This window comes from Paenibacillus sp. FSL K6-0276 (genome assembly GCF_037977235.1).
Taxonomy (GTDB): domain Bacteria; phylum Bacillota; class Bacilli; order Paenibacillales; family Paenibacillaceae; genus Paenibacillus_AQ.
In genome coordinates this window covers 4,682,052-4,699,481 of sequence record NZ_CP150276.1, presented here as the reverse complement: position 1 = coordinate 4,699,481, position 17,430 = coordinate 4,682,052, and the positions used below count along the sequence as shown (strand labels likewise).

Genomic DNA, 17,430 nt, shown 5'->3' with positions numbered 1-17,430 from the left:
TGACTGTCTCATTCGTAGTAACATCTACGGTTGAGGCAGTTTTTTTGGCTTTTTATGCCTTGATTGGCGTCTCCAATGTCCTCCAATTAAGATGGCAACGATGATCACGAGTATAAACAGAACTTTCAATAACGGGTGTTGGTCAAAGAATGGGGATAGCTGATGTTCATCTGTAATCATGCTAGAGGCTGTAAAACCCAAGACTGCTGAACCAATATAAATAATCCATGGATATTTGTTGATTAATTTAATAAAAAGAGTACTTCCCCAGACAACGATTGGAACGCTGATCAGCAGTCCTATGACAACCAGAGAGATATTGTGTTTGGCAACTCCAGCAATGGCGATGACATTATCTAGTCCCATCGCAGCATCGGCGAGAATGATCGTACCCACAGCGGACCATAGGCTTTGTCCTGCCTTGATATTCGCAGAACTGTTCTCGTCTGTTAACAGCTTATAGGCAATCAGAATAAGTAGGATCCCGCCTGCCAGCAGTAACCAGGGGATTTTTAATAGCCATACGACCAGAATCGTTGCGAAAATTCGTAATACGACGGCACCTGCTGTCCCGAACATGATAGCCTTTTTTTGAGTACTGGCAGGCAAATTTCGCGCTGCAAGTCCGATGACTATTGCGTTGTCTCCCGCAAGAATGAGATCTAGAAAGATAATATTGAGCAGCAATAATACAAACTCCCATATGGATGTATTCAAGGCGTAGTCACTCCTAAAGTTTGTTAAGATGAGTTCCCAAATATGCTTAGTTTTGTATACGCAAAAAAAGGAGTTTACATGCTTTCATCCTCAAAAAAAAAGTTGGACAGGAAGCATAGCTTGTCACTTCCGAACATACATGTAGTTACATGTGATTCGGGGAGGTAAGTGAGAATGGATTCAATATTGCTCCTTGGTGAAATATTGATGATCAATCTTGTGCTAAGTGGAGATAATGCAATGGTCATCGCGATGGCCAGCAAGGACCTTCCGGAGAAGCACCAGAAGACTGCGGTATGGTGGGGAGCTGCGGGGGCTGTTATTCTGCGCTGCGTGCTTACTTTTGTCGCGGTATTACTGTTGAAAATCCCTTATATCCAGGCTGGAGGAGGAATTCTGCTGCTGTGGATTGCGTTCAAATTGCTGCTTGAAGAAGAGGAGGATCTCAGGGTTACTGAATCTTTTTCTGTATGGAAAGCTATCCGAACGATTCTGGTGGCTGATTTTATTATGAGTCTGGATAATGTTCTGGCGATTGCCGGTCTAGCCAAGGGGGATTTGGCTTTAATTGTCATCGGGATCGCACTCAGCATTCCGATTGTAGTATGGGGAAGTGGCCTCATTGTAGGCTGGCTGCATAGATTTCCGGTGCTCGTATTTATCGGCGCTTATATTTTAGCCTTTACAGCAGGCGATATGATGCTTCAGGATGCAAAATTAGGGACAATGCTGTCCTTCTTGCTTCCATCCACGCATTCCATTCTGCCGATCGCTTTAGGAATATTAGTAGTTGCTACTGGAGTTTTTAAACGCAGAACAACATCAGTAGGTTAATAAATTGCAATAAAAGGCAATACTAAAAGGACATCTCCATAAATTGGAATAGTCCTTTTTTTGCATGGTCAGTGATGGCATTTTGTGTATATTTCAGATAATATATGAATAAGAATCCTGTCGTTTTCTGGGTATGAGATGACAAGGTAGTGAGGTAGACGTGAATTTGAAGGGATGGGTGAAGGATGTCTTCCAAGAATGACATAAGACTAGGTATATTCATTGTAGCTGCGGGCGTCTTGATTTTATTCGGTAAGCTGGGGGTCTTCGGATTTTTGGGACGTGCCCTTTGGCCGCTAGTGATTTTACTTCCAGGATTAGTTCTACATATGTTATTTTTTAGCCGCCGCGCTTCAGCAACGGTATTGATTCCCGCGGGGATATTAACGGTGTATGGTTTATTGTTTGGTCTTTGCAATATATGGGGATGGGGGCTTATGAAATATTTATGGCCTGTGCTGCTGCTCGGCATTGCCGTGGGCTTGTATGAATATTCCATCAATTCTCCAAGACGGACAGGTGGACTATCTGCAATTGCTGTTATATTAGGCGTTCTAAGCATAGCGCTTTGTGTTTTCAGTCTTATGGGTACGGGTGTGATCTATCTAATTGGTATTGTATTCATCGCTGCAGGGATTTGGCTGATTACTGGACGGGGCAGAACACGTGGCTGGAATAGATGGAATCGAAGCTAGTTCATGTTTCATCCTAAAAAAACGAAAATTGGAAACTGTTTTTTTCATAAAAAGACTTGCTTTTCATAGTGCTTTCACTATAATATTAATGTTATGTTGAAGCGTCGGCTTTCTGCCTGGCGCTTCTTTTGTGAGACTGCCGTGACATGCTATGAATTTTAACAGTTTTAATTTGATAAATGAGAGGATTTGGATACAAATCATGCATTCAAGAAAAGATATTCGCAACATTGCGATCATTGCCCACGTTGACCATGGCAAAACAACACTCGTCGATCAGCTTCTTCAGCAATCGGGGATCTTCAGCGCACACGAGCACCTACAAGAACGCGCCATGGACTCTAACGATATCGAGCGGGAACGCGGAATTACAATCCTAGCTAAAAATACAGCAATAACTTATAAAGAGTTTTTGATCAACATTGTGGATACACCTGGACACGCTGACTTCGGTGGCGAAGTAGAACGGATCATGAAGATGGTTGATGGTGTATTGCTGGTTGTTGATGCTTATGAAGGCTGCATGCCGCAAACGAAATTCGTTCTGCGTAAAGCATTGGAACAAAAACTTACACCGATCGTTGTCGTGAACAAGATTGACCGTCCAGCTGCTCGTCCTAAGGAAGTTATTGATGAAGTGCTCGATTTGTTCATCGAACTTGAAGCAAATGACGAACAATTGGAATTCCCGGTTGTTTATGCATCTGCACTTAATGGTACTTCAAGCATGGTTCCTGAGAAACAAGATGATACAATGCTTTCGCTCTACGAAACCATTGTTGAACATATTCCAGCTCCAACCGAAAGTGTTGAAGAGCCGCTTCAATTCCTCGTAACGTTGATGGATTATAACGAATACTTGGGTCGTATTGCTATTGGCCGTGTAAACCGCGGTGTGATCAAACAAGGTCAATCTGTAACAGTCATTATGCGTGACGGTAAGAGTAAAACCGCACGTATTGAGAAATTGTTCGGCTTCCAAGGTTTAAAACGTATTGAAACAGAAGAAGCGGGCGCAGGGGATATCGTTGCTATCGCAGGGATCAAGGACATCAACATTGGTGAGACCATTGCTGATCCAGCGAATCCAGAAGCGCTGCCTGTTCTTAAGATCGACGAGCCAACTATGCAAATGACTTTCCTTGTAAATAACAGTCCTTTTGCTGGTAAAGAAGGTAAATGGGTAACTTCCCGTAAGCTTCGTGAGCGTCTCTTTAAAGAACTTGAGACAGATGTGAGTTTGCGTGTGGAAGAAACGGATAGTCCTGATGCATTTATCGTTTCTGGACGCGGTGAGCTTCACCTTGGTATTCTGATCGAGAATATGCGTCGTGAAGGTTATGAAATGCAAGTTTCTAAACCACAAGTAATCATTAAAGAAATCGATGGTGTTAAATCGGAGCCGCTTGAGCGTCTCATGATTGACATTCCAGAAGAAAGCATGGGCTCTGTTATGGAAAGTCTGGGCACTCGCAAAGCCGAAATGGTCAACATGATTAACAACGGTACGGGTCAAGTACGTCTGGAGTTCCTGATTCCTGCACGTGGTTTGATTGGTTACAACACGTACTTCTTGACTTTGACACGCGGTTACGGCGTTATGAACCATGCTTTTGACAGCTACGCTCCACTGGTTGCTGGTCAAGTTGGCGGACGTCATCAAGGTGTGCTTGTAGCAAGTGAGACTGGATCAACAACACAATATGGAATAGTGGGCGTTGAGGATCGTGGTATTCTCTTCTTGGATGCAGGTACAGAAATTTATGAAGGTATGATCGTAGGCGAGCATACCCGTGATAACGATATTATCGTTAACATCTGTAGAGAAAAAGCACTTACCAACATGCGTACCTCAGGTAAGGATGATACTGTAAAAATGAAGACACCACGTACCTTCTCTTTGGAAGGCGCACTTGAATATTTGAATGAAGATGAATATTGTGAAATTACACCTAAATCCATTCGTTTGCGCAAAAAGATTCTGAATAAAGGCGAACGCGAACGTGTAGAGAAGCAGCGTAAAATGGCGCAAGCAAACGCGTAAATATATGCTTGTTAATATAGCCGCCGGATTAATTCATCCGGTGGCTTTTTTTAATTTAAGAAACAAAAACTTCCCTTACTGATGATATAATGTAAACGTATCTTAAATTTGGGAGGAGTGTTATTAGCTATGCAGGTCTGGTTTGCTGAGCATCCAATCGTCGCTTATATTGTTATTTTTATATTGCTTACATTTGTGTATAATCAGGTATTTCGTGTGAATCAAAAGTTATCGATTGGCAAAGAGATTATGCTGTACATAATGATGGCAATCGGCTCCGGCATGCTCCTCATTTTTCAACATGATAAGCTACCGATCATCCAGTGTCTGCTGGTCGCCGTCGGATTAATGCTGATGGTACGGATACGTTATATCGTAGAAGCTCGACAGAAGAGAAAGGCTGCAGCTGCAGCAAAAAGACAGTAATCGAAACTTTTACTGCTTATGGAACGTCTATTTAAGTGTAGCAATTTTAATTCCAAATGAAATGAAGAGGACTTTATTCTACTATGAGTACACGAAACAGCAGTTTACCTCCAAGAGCAAGTGGTCAACAACCGAATAATAGAAAACAGCCTGTGAAGGGTGCTCCTAAGAAAAAAAAGAAGAAACCGCAAAAGAGAGGCTTTTTTGGCAGATTAGTTAGAATCCTGTTAACCTTACTCATTATTGCGATTCTTGGCGTATTGGGCTACGGGGGCTATCTGTATTGGAAGCTTGAAAATGGGGTCTTTAATGCAGGGAGTAAAGGAACGGTTGCTCCAGGACATTCGGCTACAGAAAAACCACTGACGATGCTTATCCTGGGTACGGATAATAGACCAAAACATCAATCTAGATTGACAGATGTTATTATGGTTGCAGCGCTTAATCCTAAGACAAAATCAGCAACCATTGTCTCTCTTCCACGCGATACCTTAGTTGAGCTCAATGGATACAAGCAAACGAAGATTAACGAATTCTATGCTCGCTTTAAGGGGAAAGAAGATTCTTCTGGCATTTTGGCAGAAGATGAGATGAAGACAATGATGGGGAAATATCTAGATATTGACGTAGATTATACAACGATTCTGGATTTTCAAGGCTTCCGTGATGTGGTGGACGAGCTTGGTGGAGTCAACGTCAACATTAGCGATAATATGTGTTATACAGACAGCGTAGACGGTACGAATATCAATCTGAAAAAAGGTCCGGCAGAGCTTGACGGAGATAAAGCGCTAGATTATGTGCGATACCGTAAATCTAATTGCAAACCTAAGACTAAGGGTTCAGATGATTTCGATCGGAACAAACGTCAGAATGAGGTCCTTCATTCTCTGGTGGATCAGATGCAATCGCTTGGTGGCGTATTAAAAATAGGTAAGGTGCTTGACGCAGTGGACAGTAACATGAAGACTGATATCGAAAATTCGCAGATCAAAGACATGATTGCGACGTATTGGAAGATTTCCAAAGAGAATATCGAATTCAAGCCCGTGACTGGAACGTGGCGAAGTCCGTATGTATATATTAATGATGAAGAGCTTGAGGCTGCCAAGAAAAGCCTACAGGATCGGTTAGCAGGAGTTTCCGCTGGTTCCGCTTCGGAATCCACTGAGGCCCCTTAAAGACCTTAATAACACTTCGCCCTAAAATTGAATGCAAGTTTCAGCCTGTGCTATAATATAATAAATCGAATGAATTTATGCCGCATAGGGGGCCAGTACTTATGTCCGAAGCCGTTGCTCAGCTGAACGAAACCTTGCTATCGATGCTGCAATCGGAAACTTTTGTTCTTCTCAACACAGTTGATGCGGAATCAGGAGGTCCTACGTCCACGGCCATTTCGTGGATTTATGCAGTAAGTCCTAGTACTGTGCGTCTGGCTGTGGATCATCGTTCCAGACTCGTGAACAACATGAAAGTTAACCCGTTAGTTACCGTTACTATATTTGGTGAGGGAACTGTCTATGCCATTAACGGCAGTGCTGTTGTAAGGCAGGATCCCCTTCAAGATGTACCTTTCAAGATGTGCTGTTTTGATGTTGAAATTATGGCGGTGCGTAACGCGCTTTTTTATGGAGCGCAGCTTGAATCCGCCCCAAGATATGCAAAGGTTTATGATGGACGTGCCGCTGAGAAGCTGGACGGACAAGTATTTGCTGCCATGAAAAAAGCCTAGTGAGAATATCACTGGGCTTTTTTTGAATTATAAGAATGTATAGGTTGCACGTTATACATTATCCTTATAATTTTACGAGAAAAAGTTGCCATCCATAAAGGACGACAACATCTTTTCTTCTTAACCTCTACTGTGCATTTTTAATCGGCTTAGTATCCTCTGGCAGCTGCGGTATGATTCGTCCGATGATATCAGCTAATTCGGATGAAAATCCGGATATCGGATGTCCCTGGGAGATATGGCGGCTCATTTCCGCTAATCTGCTGGAGAGATCCATATCGGCTGTGACAAGCGCCCGTACACTTCTTGGGTCTTTGCGGATCGCTTCTGCTACTGAATATTTAATGCTTCCTACACGTGACCGGCCTAGGGAACCTTCTACGTCAAGACCTACAATGGCAACCTTGTTCATGACTACACAGTGTGCGCCATTCACACCAGGAACCCTTTTGGCCAACTGTTCAAAATGGTCCTTAAGTGCAATTTCACTTTCACCCTTAACACTGACGGCTTGACCAGCTTTTGAGGTGGCTTTAGGATTAGTCGCACCATCATTGGACAATTGCCGAACCTCATGGTTCCCCGTACCCTTTACAGCATTCGCAGATTGTTTATTCTGAGGAGAGGGTGATGTCTTTTTATTAGCGATACCGCAGCTTGTCAGTAGCAGCAGTACCAGCAACAGACACATTGATTTTCTCATATGTGATTACTCCTTTCAGCCAAAGATCGTTTCTGTATCTTATCTTTTCCCTTGGCGGAAAGAGTTATGTATGATCAATCAAACCAGGCGCTGTGGAGGGGATAATATATGAACAAGATATTTGTGTTAGACACCAACGTGCTTTTGCACGACCCCAATTCGATTTTTTCTTTCAAGGAGCATGAAGTGGTTATTCCGGCGGTAGTGCTGGAAGAAATCGACTCCAAGAAGCGCAATGCTGACGAAATCGGCCGAAATGCCCGCACGGTGTCCCGATTGCTTGACGGACTCCGGGAATTAGGTCATCTGCATAGCGGTGTGGAACTGGAACATGGAGGTAAGCTGAAGGTAGAGCTTAACCACCGCAGTTTTGTGAAGGTACAGGAAATGTTTGGTGAGGTATCTAACGACAATCGGATTTTGGCTGTAGCTCTCAATTATTTGAATGAAGAGAATGAGAAGCCCGATCCGCGTCCCGTGGTGCTTGTGAGTAAGGATGTTCTTGTTCGAATTAAAGCAGACGTGCTGGGGATTACGCCAGAGGATTATTTGTCAGATCGTACAGGTGACTTGAATGAACTATATACGGGATATCAGTCGCTGTTGGTTCATCCTTCACTTATTGATGAATATTACAGTCACCGTTCTCTGACGGTTAAACAGCTCGCGTTGTCCTATCCGCTCTATCCTCATGAGTTTGTTATTCTAAAGGATGAGATCGGCAGCGGCAAATCGGCTCTTCTCAAAGTGAATAGTGATGCTACCCGTCTGGAGCCGCTCTACCTTGGCAATGATGCAGTTTGGGGAATTAGCGCCCGGAATGCTCAACAAAGAATGGCATTAGAGCTGCTTCTAAATGATGAAATTCCACTGGTAACCATTACAGGTAAGGCTGGAACAGGGAAGACATTATTGGCGCTTGCTGCCGGACTATTCAAAGTTGAGGATGAACATAAATACAAAAAACTGCTCATTGCCCGTCCGGTGGTACCTATGGGTAAGGATATCGGTTATTTGCCCGGAGAAAAGGATGAGAAGCTCAGACCCTGGATGCAGCCCATTTATGATAATCTGGAGTTTCTGTTCGATACCAAAAAAGCTGGCGATATCGATAAAATATTAATGGGCTTAGGCAGCATACAAGTAGAAGCATTAACTTATATTCGTGGACGTTCAATCCCTTCACAGTTCATCATTATTGATGAAGCCCAGAACCTTTCTCGTCATGAGGTGAAGACTATCGTCTCCAGAGCGGGTGAAGGAAGTAAAGTTATTCTTATGGGCGATCCAGAGCAAATCGATCATCCTTATCTGGATGCTGCGAGCAACGGACTCAGCTATATCGTTGAGAAGTTCAAGCAGCAAGGGATTAGCGGACATATTACTTTGGAAAAAGGTGAGCGTTCCCGCCTGGCCCAACTGGCAGCGGACTTACTCTAATCTTTCTTCAATCTCAGCCGGGAGAATCATAACTCCCGGCTTTTTCCTGCCCGTCCACAAACGGCGGAGGAATTTAGTAGGTTATGGTTCTTAAATGGAGAGCGGTTAGCGGAGGGGGAGGAATTGTTCTGTAGAAGCGTTAGCGTTCGCCTTTGTCACCGGATTTATACCGTTAAGGAATATAATCCATAAATCTGGGGACAACAGCGATCGGAAGAATAATCCGCACACGGAGCGTCCTTCGCACTCAAAGAATCATGCACGAATAAACTCCTCCGCCGTTCCTCCATATAATAGAAAGAGAACGTTTTCACATTCTAAAGACAAGCAACGGCGGGTTTGGTAAAATAGGGGAGACGAATCATTGGAAGGTGGGAAATCGTGCTGAAACGCAAAAATTATTGGCTGCTTTTTGCAATTTTACTACTATCGCTGACAAGCTTGTCGCCCAGTATGGAATTGAGTACCAATAACGACCCACATCCTATGAAAAAGCCTCAAAGTCAGTCGACAAATCCTTCTTCAGGGAAAGAGGGAACTATAGATAGTCTGCGTATAACAGTATCACTAAACAGCGAAGAATTTCGTGAGCTGGAACTTCTTAGCAACCGTTACACATTGGACAGTGGGGTAAAGGTAGTGCTAACCAATGTTGATAGTGAGGATGCAGATGAAGTTTTGAAGCATGATCTAACCATCGGGGACAGCCCAGATATCGTTATGGCGGATGGACGAAGCATTCTGGACTGGGCCACACGTGGATATTTATTGCCGGTGGATGTGTATCAGAGTATTCCAGGGAGTGCACCGTTAACTCAGTTGATCCCATGGATGCAATGGAACGGATATAATTGGGGAGTTCCGCTGGATATCGACCCTTATGTGCTTGTTTATTCACCACAGCGACTTGCGGAACTGGGGTTCTCCACGTTACCAAGAAATCTGGAAGAGTGGAACACACTGCTTCAGAATGTGCTTAAAGAGCAAGGAAAATATTTGCTCGCGATGGATACCCGTAATCCATATGGATTGTCGGCGGTTATGGAGAGTATGAACAGCAGCTTGCTATCTAATAACCAAGAAGTGTTGGATTGGACTCAGAATGCTCGCAGTTACTTTTACCTTACCAGTCGTTATAACAAAGATGTTTGGGATATGATTCAGAGCGGAAGCATTGCTGTTGCTGCTTTACCGCTATCTGAGTGGCAAAAATATGGGAATTCATCTTTAGTTGCAGAAGCGCCACTGACCGCAAGTAACGGGAGAGGACTTGAATCCTATTACAGCCGTTCCTTTGCACTTCCAGCTCAATCCCAAAGTCCAAAGGAAGCTGTGAATTGGCTGACGTTTATCACCTCTGAGGATTCTCAGATGGATTGGCTGGAGAACACGGGGAGCTTGCCTGCGCTGGATGTCCTTTATCGTTCGGAGCATGATTTCAAATATAAGCTTCCTTTCGGAGTCGAACTATTACTGACAGAAGAAACCGCCCCGGAGGTCGAATCCCAAGGCGGCTGGAGTAAGATTGTTGAAGCAGTATCCTTACTACTTACAGGGAAAATTGATGCGGCAGGGTACAAAGACTTTATCAAGGAAGGCTTAGAATGAGATAGAAAGTTTAACTTGCAGGACGCCCTCTTTACTATCTACTTCTGTGGCACGTAGGAAAGAAACGATTTTTCCAGGGTAAAATCCTAAATCGAATTCCTCCTCAAGTGTCTTTCTAGTGGTGTCAGGTAATTCGAGACCATTAAATACAACATGATCGACTTGGAATATAAGTCCGTTGATTGGTTCTTGCTGAATGATGTAGTGACCGGTTAATGAAAGGGCTAAAGCTCCACTTTTTCCAGTGGCAGTGATCGTTCCGTCATTGAAATGAAATGCGAAATCGTTAAATAGCTTATTCTGGGACTGAAGAAATTCGTTTAGATCCTCTTCCTTCAGATTCAGAACATAAGTCATCCCCTTACGAGTAAGGACTCCCTCTCGATTCTGGACAAACTGCGGTAATTTATCCATTGCGGAAGATAACGCTTTGAAGTAGGTCTTTACCTCGCGCAAACCAATATTCTCCCAATATAAAGTGAATTCTTGAAGTAGAGCGCTCATATTATCAGGATCACTACTGTCTTTAATCCCACCTTCAATTTCTTTATTGAGCGCGGCTACCCGGATTTTCTGTTCCTCTAGAGCCGTTCGCAGCTGCGCAAGATCCTTCGAGCTACGCTGTGCATTCTGGAGGGTCTTTTTCAGATCCTTATACTGTTCCTCGTATTGTGTGAGAATGTTACGATCATTTCCGATAATAATTTCATAATAATCGAATAGAGCTAGGAATCTGCTAATGCTTTTCGCGGAGAGAAACGCGGCCAAGAGACCGTCTCTATCTCCCATATAATAAGAACGCAGGACTGCGCCTGCACGTTCTTGTTGGTTTGCGATGGCAGATTTTTTCTGGGTGGCCTGTTCTTCGAGGTATTCTACCTTTTCTTCAAGCGCTTTTTGTTCGGCTGTAATCTTGATGATCTCCCGTTCGATTTCTGCGGAAGACAAAGTCTGCTCCAGAAGTTTACGGGTTTCTTCATTATCTGGTATAGAGGAATTGAAAAAAGAACCGCTAGGATCGGCAGACAGGTACATCGTAGATTGTATAGGAAACAATGTACAGCAGAAGAGAATTAGTATGGTTGCCATCATGCGGCTTTGTGAATTGCGGGAGCGCACCACACCACCACCTTTTTTTGAAATATGAGAATTCATCTGTTTCACTCCATAAATTATCCTTCTATTTCTCGTAGAAGCGGAAACCGTTCCTAAAAGGACGGCAAAGCCGTTTCTTCTTGAATTGATATATGTATGTACTAATAATATGTTTAACCCTTCTAAAATAGCATACATACAAAAATATCCCCACAAAGTGAGGGTATCCTACGATGCGTACACAGGTACTTTGTGGGGGCCCCATATATATACTAACTGATAAACAAAAAAACGGAAGTGATCCTTATTTGATAAGGACCTCATCCGCTTCAAGAGAGCACTGCAATTTATAGTGGAAGACCCATTTGAAAGATCGTCCAATAGCTGAAACCGGTGAAAGTCAAAATCATGTATGCCCAGAAAAGTAGGACATAAGTTTTTTCAGTAAACTTCAAATAACCGAGAATTACGAAAAAAGCGGTTTGCAAAAAGAAAAGCAAGGCCATTTCTGTTAGACCTCCGGCAAAAGCCATCAATCCAATAGCCAGTGTAAAAAAACCTAATACCCGAAACATGCGGTCCAAGAGAGAGTCCCCCTTCCAGTATGTATCTCACGAATATTCCTTCGACTTATTATACCCGTTCAGTAAAAATGTGTAAACGAATTCATTGAAAAAAATGTACTAATCTTCAAAAAAAGTGATTTTTATAATTGACATGAGTGATTAGCGCCTGAAAAAAAGAGAATTTATTACTTGAGGCGTATGATGTGGGCAGATAATGGAAATACAATTTAGTATCAAATAGATTCTATGAACTCTATGAGAAGCATAGAAATGGAGTAAGCAGCTTTTATCCCTATTCACTACCCGGCAGAGCTGCCGGTTATGGAGATGGTTATTTCAAGATGTTGTTAGGAGGTTTGGTTGGATGACAGCCGTTAGACAGGATGCTTGGAGTGCAGAAGATGATCTAATACTGGCAGAAGTAACCTTGCGCCACATTCGGGAGGGCAGTACACAACTTGCTGCTTTTGAAGAAGTGGGTGAGAAAATCGGCAGAACGTCGGCTGCTTGCGGATTCCGCTGGAACAGCTGTGTTCGAAAAAGCTATGAAGGCGCAATCGGAATCGCTAAAGGCCAACGTCAGAAGCGAAGTTACCTGAAAAAGCAACCGTCAGTAAGAGGAGCGCAGGTAGCGGGTCTGATTCTCGGGGATACCGACGAGGAATTCGGACGAGGCGAAGGATTGAGTGAGAACACATTATCCATTGATGCGGTTATACGTTTCCTGAGACAATGGAAAGGCACGATTCAGGAGGCAGGACGTCAGCTGAAAATGCTGGAGAGAGATTTGCGCGAGAAGGAAGATGAATTAACAGAATTAAGATCTGAGAATGAACGGTTGTCAAAAGAGGTTAATCTTGCTCAAAGTGACTACCGGGTAGTCAACGATGATTACAAAGCTTTAATTCAGATCATGGATCGTGCTCGTAGGCTCGCTTTCTTAAATGAAGAAGAAGATGAAATGAAGACTCGTTTCAAAATGGATGGCAACGGAAATTTGGAACGCATTGAATAAAAGATAGGTAAACTAAAACACCCGTAAGTGGTCCGCTTTTTTAGCGCCATTTGCGGGCGTTTTGATTTTTCTTTGTCATTCATATAGGACGACAAGGGCGTTTCTTCTTGGTATATTTAAGGCTATACTTAGAAAAATATGCTTGAGATCAGCAGGAGGATCATATGAAAATCGATATAATCGGTGTGGGTTCACTTGGGCTGCTTTTGGCGGGGAAACTGACCCAGTCTGGGAATGAAGTGAGGTTGTGGTGTCGAGGGATAGAGCAGTGCCGACAATTAGAGGAAGGTGGCTTAAATGTTAGCTATGAAGATGACCGCGATCCAATTTCAATTTCGGGAGATCGATTTGCATCCGCGCCAATAGAGGAGTTTACAGATACCTACCTTCGTGAGCCAAGTGATTGGATCATATTGACGGTTAAACAGAATACACTACATAATGCTTTACCTGAAATTCTATCCCCCCTTAAAGCAGAACGGGTTCACATCATTTGTTTTCAGAATGGGATAGGACATATGGAAATGCTCAGAGACTTGCTGCCGAAAGCTAATTTATATGCTGCCGTAACAACGGAAGCCGCGAAGCGCAAATCGTTAACTGAGGTCATTCATGCAGGAGCGGGGGAGGTTTGGATAGGGAAATGGAGCGTAGAGAATGGACAAGCTCATATCATACATACTGATTTACAAGCGAATTATTTAATAGAAGTCCTCACCATGGCAGGATTCTCCGCCTTTTTGTCGAATGAAGTGGATACCATGATTTACCGGAAGCTCCTAATCAATGCCGTTATTAATCCACTTACGGCGATTTGGCGCATTCCAAATGGTGAACTGCTTGCATCAGAAGGGCGCCTGCAATTAATGAGAGAACTATTTAGAGAAGCTACTATGGTATATGATGCCTGCGGAGTTACTTATGATGAGGATGGTTGGGACAACATCCTTGAAGTGTGCAGGATAACGGCTGGGAATATTTCATCTATGCTGGCAGATGTTCTCGCTTCGAGAACAACAGAGATTCGCTGGATCAATGGAAGTCTTATAGAAATGGCAGAACGAACTGGAACATCGGTTCCATTACATCGCTGGATCTGCCAACTAGTAGAGGGAATAAAGGTATGATCTCAGAGGAGAGGTGAAGCTATGGGATTGCTGATGGATTCGGTCATTACTTTAAGCTTGATTCCAATAATACCGTTCTTAATTATTTATTTCATTGGAAAAGGCTTAAAAAAAGATAAAAGGAAAACTTTTATGCTCGCTATGGACGTGACCACATTTTTTTTATTATTATCGGTCTCCGCATTATTTAATAATCTATTTAAGTCCGGTTTTGGGTTTTATCTTATACTACTTATTGTATTAATATCCGCTGGATTGATTGGCGGGGCTCAGAATCGCCTGAAAGGAAAAGTAGATGGGAAGCGGCTATTTCGAGCAGTTTGGAGACTTTCCTTCTTTTTTATGAGTGTCGGATATTTATTATTTATGTTTGTAGGGCTAATTAAGTACATATCACAAGCGATGTAATGTTACACTGCATCGGTGAAGCGGCAACGTCACAAAAGTTTAAAATTTTTAAAAAAAAGTATTTTCTGAAAACATTCCACTAGATTTTTTTGACCACTGGTTGTATAATCATAAACCATATACCACATTCTATTTAGGGGGAACTGCTAGATGAAGAAGAGTAAAAGTCTATTGCTAATGATTGCATTAGTACTTGTTATCGGGACAGTGCTTGCTGGCTGCGGCGGAAACAACGCAAACAGCGGCAATAAAGGTAACACTGGTAACACGGCAACTGGTAATGCAGCTACAGATGAGAAATTGGCTGCAGACCAAACATTGAGAATCAATCTAAGTGCTGAGCCTCCAACATTTGACCCAGGATTGGCACAGGATAGCCAAGCTAACACTGTCCTGAAAACAATGTACGAAGGTCTAACTCGCATGAATGCTGAAACAGGTCAAGCTGAACCAGGTGTTGCTGAAAGCTGGGACATTTCCGCTGACGGTCTGGTATATACTTTCAAACTCCGTGACTCACAATGGAGCAATGGCGATCCTGTAACAACAGAAGATTTCGTTCGCGCTTGGAAACGTGTGCTCGATCCTGCTGCTGCATCCGTTGCACCTTACGCTGGTCAATTGTATTACATCAAAAATGCTAAGAATTTCTTCAAAAAGGAAATTACTGATTTCAGTCAAGTAGGTATCAAAGCGATTGATGAGAAAACTCTAGAAGTTACTCTTGAAGCCCCAACTCCATACTTCCTTGGATTGCTTTCCTTCTATACTTATTACCCTACTCACAAATCTACTGAGGGTAATGCTAAATGGGCAACAAGCAAAGATAGTATGATCGTTAACGGTGCTTTCACTCTTACTGAGTGGACTACTGGACAAACTCTTGTTGTAACTAAAAACGATAAATATTGGGATAAAGACGCCATTAAACTTAGCGCTATCGACTTCTCCCTTGTAAACAGCGGTGCAACTGAGCTGCTTAGCTACAAGAACGGTGAATACGATCGTGCAGGTGGACCAACTGGTGAAATTCCATCAGAACAAATTCCAATCGTACAAAAAGAACTTCAAAAAGAATTTAGCCGTAAAGGTATTGCTTCCGTATACTACTACGAATTTAATATCACTGAAAAACCTTTCTCTAACGTTAAAATCCGGAAAGCTCTTGCAATGGCCATTAACCGTCAAGCTTTGATTGACAATGTAGTTCAAGGTGGACAATTCCCAGCATTCGGTTATGTACCTCCGGGTATCGCAGGTGCTGATGGTGAATTCCGTACAGCAGTTAAAGATAACTACTTCACTGAAGATCTAGAACAAGCTAAAACATTACTTGCTGAAGGTCTGAAAGAAGAAGGTCTTGATAAACTGCCTACATTCTCTTTGAATTACAACACAAGTGAAGGCCACAAGAAAATCGCTTTGGCGATTGCTGATATGTGGAAAAACAATCTTGGTGTCGATGTACAAACCGTTAACCAAGAGTGGGGTGTGTTTATTGAAAATCGTCAAAATCTGAACTACCAAGTTGCACGTGCTGGTTGGACTGCGGATTACAATGATCCAATGACTTTCCTTGATATGTGGGTAACAGGTGGCGGTAACAATGATACTGGTTACGCTAACCCTGAGTATGACAAACTGATCGACGAAGCTAAAGCAACTTCTGACTTGAAAGTACGTCAAGACAAGTTTGCAGCAGCTGAGAAATTGCTTATTGAACAAGACATGATCTTGATTCCATTGTACTACTACACTAACAACTCCCTGACTAAAGAGTACCTCAAAGGTGTTACTCTTGACTTCAGTGGTGCAATTGACTTGACTCGTGGATATTTGCTTGAGCACTAAGATTTTGCTTTAGTAATTTAAACCGAATAGTTAGTTGACTGAAGTTAAACAATACTTCGGGATATATATGTGGAACTCCATATATATCCCTTTTTTTGTATTTCCATATATTTGTTAATTATTGTTATTTATAACATATTTAGAAAATGGACAAAAATCCGTTTTTTTCATAAAATCAATATAATGCTCTCAAAAAAAATTATCGAAGGAGGTGTGATGGGGATGGTTCGTTATGTCGCAAATAAATTCTTTTATATGTTGGTTTCTTTATTTGTACTGATTTCAGCTACTTTTTTCTTGATGAAAGCTATTCCAGGGGACCCGTTTACTTCTGAGAAAAAAGTTCCGCCAGAAATTAAAGCGCGTCTGATGGAGCAATATGGTCTGGACAAACCGCTCTCTCATCAGTATTTTAAGTATTTAGGTGATATTCTCCAAGGGGACTTGGGTGTATCAATGAAACGCCTGAATCAGGATGTATCACATTTGATTGGTCAAACCTTTTCAGCGTCGCTGAAGCTGGGACTCGTCGCAATCGTTGTGGCGGTTATTGTTGGGGTTCTTCTCGGCATGTTAGCGGCACTCTATCACAGAAAGTTTCTTGACAGCGCCGCGATGGTGGTGGCAGTTCTGGGGATTGCGGTTCCGAGCTTTGTAGTCGCTTCTTTATTACAGTATGTGTTTGCTTTCAAACTGGGTTGGGTACCGGTTTCAGGTTTTAAAGGGCCAATCTATTATTTCCTACCTGTAGCAGCGCTCTCGGCACAGCCTATAGCATTTATAGCTCGCTTGACCCGTTCAAGTATGCTTGAAGTTCTGAATGCAGACTATATCAAAACGGCTAAGGCTAAGGGATTAAGCTGGATGGCTATTCTGAGCCGACATGTACTTCGTAATGGCATTTTGCCTGTTGTTACTTATATGGGACCTATGACAGCTAACATCGTAACTGGTTCGGTTGTTATCGAGCAGATCTTTGGTGTTGGGGGTATTGGTAAACAGTTCGTGGAAGCGATTGGTGTCCGTGACTATACCGTTATTATGGGGATAACCATTTTCTATGGTGTACTACTCATGGTGGCCCGTTTTATTACTGATATCGCTTATGTACTGATAGACCCACGTATGAAATTAAGTGGAGGAAAGGAGGGCTAAAGAGTGGCAAC

At 42.7% G+C, this 17,430-nt stretch carries 17 protein-coding genes; 13 read left to right on the top strand and 4 right to left on the bottom strand.

The genetic code is table 11. From position 1 onward, the window contains the following. Positions 1–24: 24 nt before the first annotated feature. Positions 25–717 (bottom strand): TerC family protein, encoded by a 693-nt coding sequence (locus MHH52_RS22320; RefSeq protein ID WP_340004495.1) that lies wholly within the window; start codon positions 715–717, stop codon positions 25–27. 174 nt (positions 718–891) lie between these two features. Between MHH52_RS22320 and MHH52_RS22315 the strand changes: the two genes are divergently transcribed. The 6 genes from MHH52_RS22315 to MHH52_RS22290 all read left to right on the top strand — a co-directional run bounded on the left by MHH52_RS22315 (position 892) and on the right by MHH52_RS22290 (position 6,451). Continuing rightward, positions 892–1,551 (top strand): TerC family protein, encoded by a 660-nt coding sequence (locus tag MHH52_RS22315; RefSeq protein ID WP_340004494.1) that lies wholly within the window; start codon positions 892–894, stop codon positions 1,549–1,551. A gap of 185 nt (positions 1,552–1,736) precedes the next feature. After that, entirely contained in the window at positions 1,737–2,246 is a 510-nt protein-coding gene (locus MHH52_RS22310) for a hypothetical protein (protein WP_340004493.1), read from the top strand. A 202-nt stretch (positions 2,247–2,448) separates the two neighbouring features. After that, positions 2,449–4,290, top strand: coding sequence for a translational GTPase TypA (typA, locus tag MHH52_RS22305; RefSeq protein ID WP_340004492.1), 1,842 nt, complete (start codon positions 2,449–2,451; stop codon positions 4,288–4,290). Between the two features lie 129 nt (positions 4,291–4,419). Then, positions 4,420–4,716 (top strand): YlaH-like family protein, encoded by a 297-nt coding sequence (locus MHH52_RS22300; protein ID WP_042190898.1) that lies wholly within the window; start codon positions 4,420–4,422, stop codon positions 4,714–4,716. An 83-nt stretch (positions 4,717–4,799) separates the two neighbouring features. Beyond that, positions 4,800–5,897: an LCP family protein gene (locus MHH52_RS22295; protein WP_340004491.1), complete on the top strand. Its 1,098-nt coding sequence runs from the start codon at positions 4,800–4,802 to the stop codon at positions 5,895–5,897. A 101-nt stretch (positions 5,898–5,998) separates the two neighbouring features. Then, entirely contained in the window at positions 5,999–6,451 is a 453-nt protein-coding gene (locus MHH52_RS22290) for a pyridoxamine 5'-phosphate oxidase family protein (RefSeq protein ID WP_340004490.1), read from the top strand. A gap of 127 nt (positions 6,452–6,578) precedes the next feature. On the opposite strand, the gene MHH52_RS22285 is transcribed toward MHH52_RS22290, so the two are convergent. Beyond that, a complete protein-coding gene (locus tag MHH52_RS22285) occupies positions 6,579–7,154 on the bottom strand; it encodes a YhcN/YlaJ family sporulation lipoprotein (protein ID WP_340004489.1) in 576 nt (191 codons plus the stop codon). 108 nt (positions 7,155–7,262) lie between these two features. Between MHH52_RS22285 and MHH52_RS22280 the strand changes: the two genes are divergently transcribed. Together MHH52_RS22280 and MHH52_RS22275 are read left to right on the top strand one after the other, a co-directional pair. Continuing rightward, the gene (locus MHH52_RS22280; RefSeq protein ID WP_340004488.1) at positions 7,263–8,594 is read left to right on the top strand and encodes a PhoH family protein; all 1,332 of its coding nucleotides are present in this window, start codon (positions 7,263–7,265) and stop codon (positions 8,592–8,594) included. A gap of 381 nt (positions 8,595–8,975) precedes the next feature. Beyond that, a complete protein-coding gene (locus MHH52_RS22275) occupies positions 8,976–10,202 on the top strand; it encodes an extracellular solute-binding protein (protein ID WP_340004487.1) in 1,227 nt (408 codons plus the stop codon). Here MHH52_RS22275 and MHH52_RS22270 read toward each other — a convergent pair. Together MHH52_RS22270 and MHH52_RS22265 are read right to left on the bottom strand one after the other, a co-directional pair. Next, positions 10,194–11,357: a hypothetical protein gene (locus tag MHH52_RS22270; protein ID WP_340004486.1), complete on the bottom strand. Its 1,164-nt coding sequence runs from the start codon at positions 11,355–11,357 to the stop codon at positions 10,194–10,196. The two genes, MHH52_RS22275 and MHH52_RS22270, sit on opposite strands and share 9 nt — an antisense overlap. 287 nt (positions 11,358–11,644) lie before the next feature. Then, on the bottom strand, positions 11,645–11,881 hold the full coding sequence (locus tag MHH52_RS22265; protein WP_042130273.1) for a DUF2626 family protein: 237 nt from the start codon (positions 11,879–11,881) through the stop codon (positions 11,645–11,647). Positions 11,882–12,227: 346 nt separating this feature from the next. Between MHH52_RS22265 and MHH52_RS22260 the strand changes: the two genes are divergently transcribed. The 5 genes from MHH52_RS22260 to MHH52_RS22240 all read left to right on the top strand — a co-directional run bounded on the left by MHH52_RS22260 (position 12,228) and on the right by MHH52_RS22240 (position 17,419). Beyond that, on the top strand, positions 12,228–12,878 hold the full coding sequence (locus MHH52_RS22260) for an RsfA family transcriptional regulator (protein ID WP_340004485.1): 651 nt from the start codon (positions 12,228–12,230) through the stop codon (positions 12,876–12,878). Positions 12,879–13,042: 164 nt separating this feature from the next. Further along, complete coding sequence (locus MHH52_RS22255) at positions 13,043–14,005, top strand: 2-dehydropantoate 2-reductase (protein WP_340004484.1); 963 nt, start codon at positions 13,043–13,045, stop codon at positions 14,003–14,005. Positions 14,006–14,026: 21 nt separating this feature from the next. Beyond that, entirely contained in the window at positions 14,027–14,413 is a 387-nt protein-coding gene (locus MHH52_RS22250) for a DUF3397 domain-containing protein (RefSeq protein ID WP_313641935.1), read from the top strand. A gap of 150 nt (positions 14,414–14,563) precedes the next feature. Then, entirely contained in the window at positions 14,564–16,264 is a 1,701-nt protein-coding gene (locus MHH52_RS22245; protein WP_340004483.1) for a peptide ABC transporter substrate-binding protein, read from the top strand. Positions 16,265–16,486: 222 nt separating this feature from the next. After that, the gene (locus tag MHH52_RS22240) at positions 16,487–17,419 is read left to right on the top strand and encodes an ABC transporter permease (RefSeq protein ID WP_340004482.1); all 933 of its coding nucleotides are present in this window, start codon (positions 16,487–16,489) and stop codon (positions 17,417–17,419) included. The last annotated feature ends 11 nt before the right edge of the window (positions 17,420–17,430 follow it).

Coding starts and splice junctions, on each gene's coding strand:
- MHH52_RS22315 (WP_340004494.1), top strand. CDS start 892: ATGGATTCAATATTGCTCCTTGGTGAAATATTGATGATCAATCTTGTG.
- MHH52_RS22310 (WP_340004493.1), top strand. CDS start 1,737: ATGTCTTCCAAGAATGACATAAGACTAGGTATATTCATTGTAGCTGCG.
- typA (WP_340004492.1), top strand. CDS start 2,449: ATGCATTCAAGAAAAGATATTCGCAACATTGCGATCATTGCCCACGTT.
- MHH52_RS22300 (WP_042190898.1), top strand. CDS start 4,420: ATGCAGGTCTGGTTTGCTGAGCATCCAATCGTCGCTTATATTGTTATT.
- MHH52_RS22295 (WP_340004491.1), top strand. CDS start 4,800: ATGAGTACACGAAACAGCAGTTTACCTCCAAGAGCAAGTGGTCAACAA.
- MHH52_RS22290 (WP_340004490.1), top strand. CDS start 5,999: ATGTCCGAAGCCGTTGCTCAGCTGAACGAAACCTTGCTATCGATGCTG.
- MHH52_RS22285 (WP_340004489.1), bottom strand. CDS start 7,154: ATGAGAAAATCAATGTGTCTGTTGCTGGTACTGCTGCTACTGACAAGC.
- MHH52_RS22280 (WP_340004488.1), top strand. CDS start 7,263: ATGAACAAGATATTTGTGTTAGACACCAACGTGCTTTTGCACGACCCC.
- MHH52_RS22270 (WP_340004486.1), bottom strand. CDS start 11,357: ATGAATTCTCATATTTCAAAAAAAGGTGGTGGTGTGGTGCGCTCCCGC.
- MHH52_RS22260 (WP_340004485.1), top strand. CDS start 12,228: ATGACAGCCGTTAGACAGGATGCTTGGAGTGCAGAAGATGATCTAATA.
- MHH52_RS22255 (WP_340004484.1), top strand. CDS start 13,043: ATGAAAATCGATATAATCGGTGTGGGTTCACTTGGGCTGCTTTTGGCG.
- MHH52_RS22250 (WP_313641935.1), top strand. CDS start 14,027: ATGGGATTGCTGATGGATTCGGTCATTACTTTAAGCTTGATTCCAATA.
- MHH52_RS22245 (WP_340004483.1), top strand. CDS start 14,564: ATGAAGAAGAGTAAAAGTCTATTGCTAATGATTGCATTAGTACTTGTT.
- MHH52_RS22240 (WP_340004482.1), top strand. CDS start 16,487: ATGGTTCGTTATGTCGCAAATAAATTCTTTTATATGTTGGTTTCTTTA.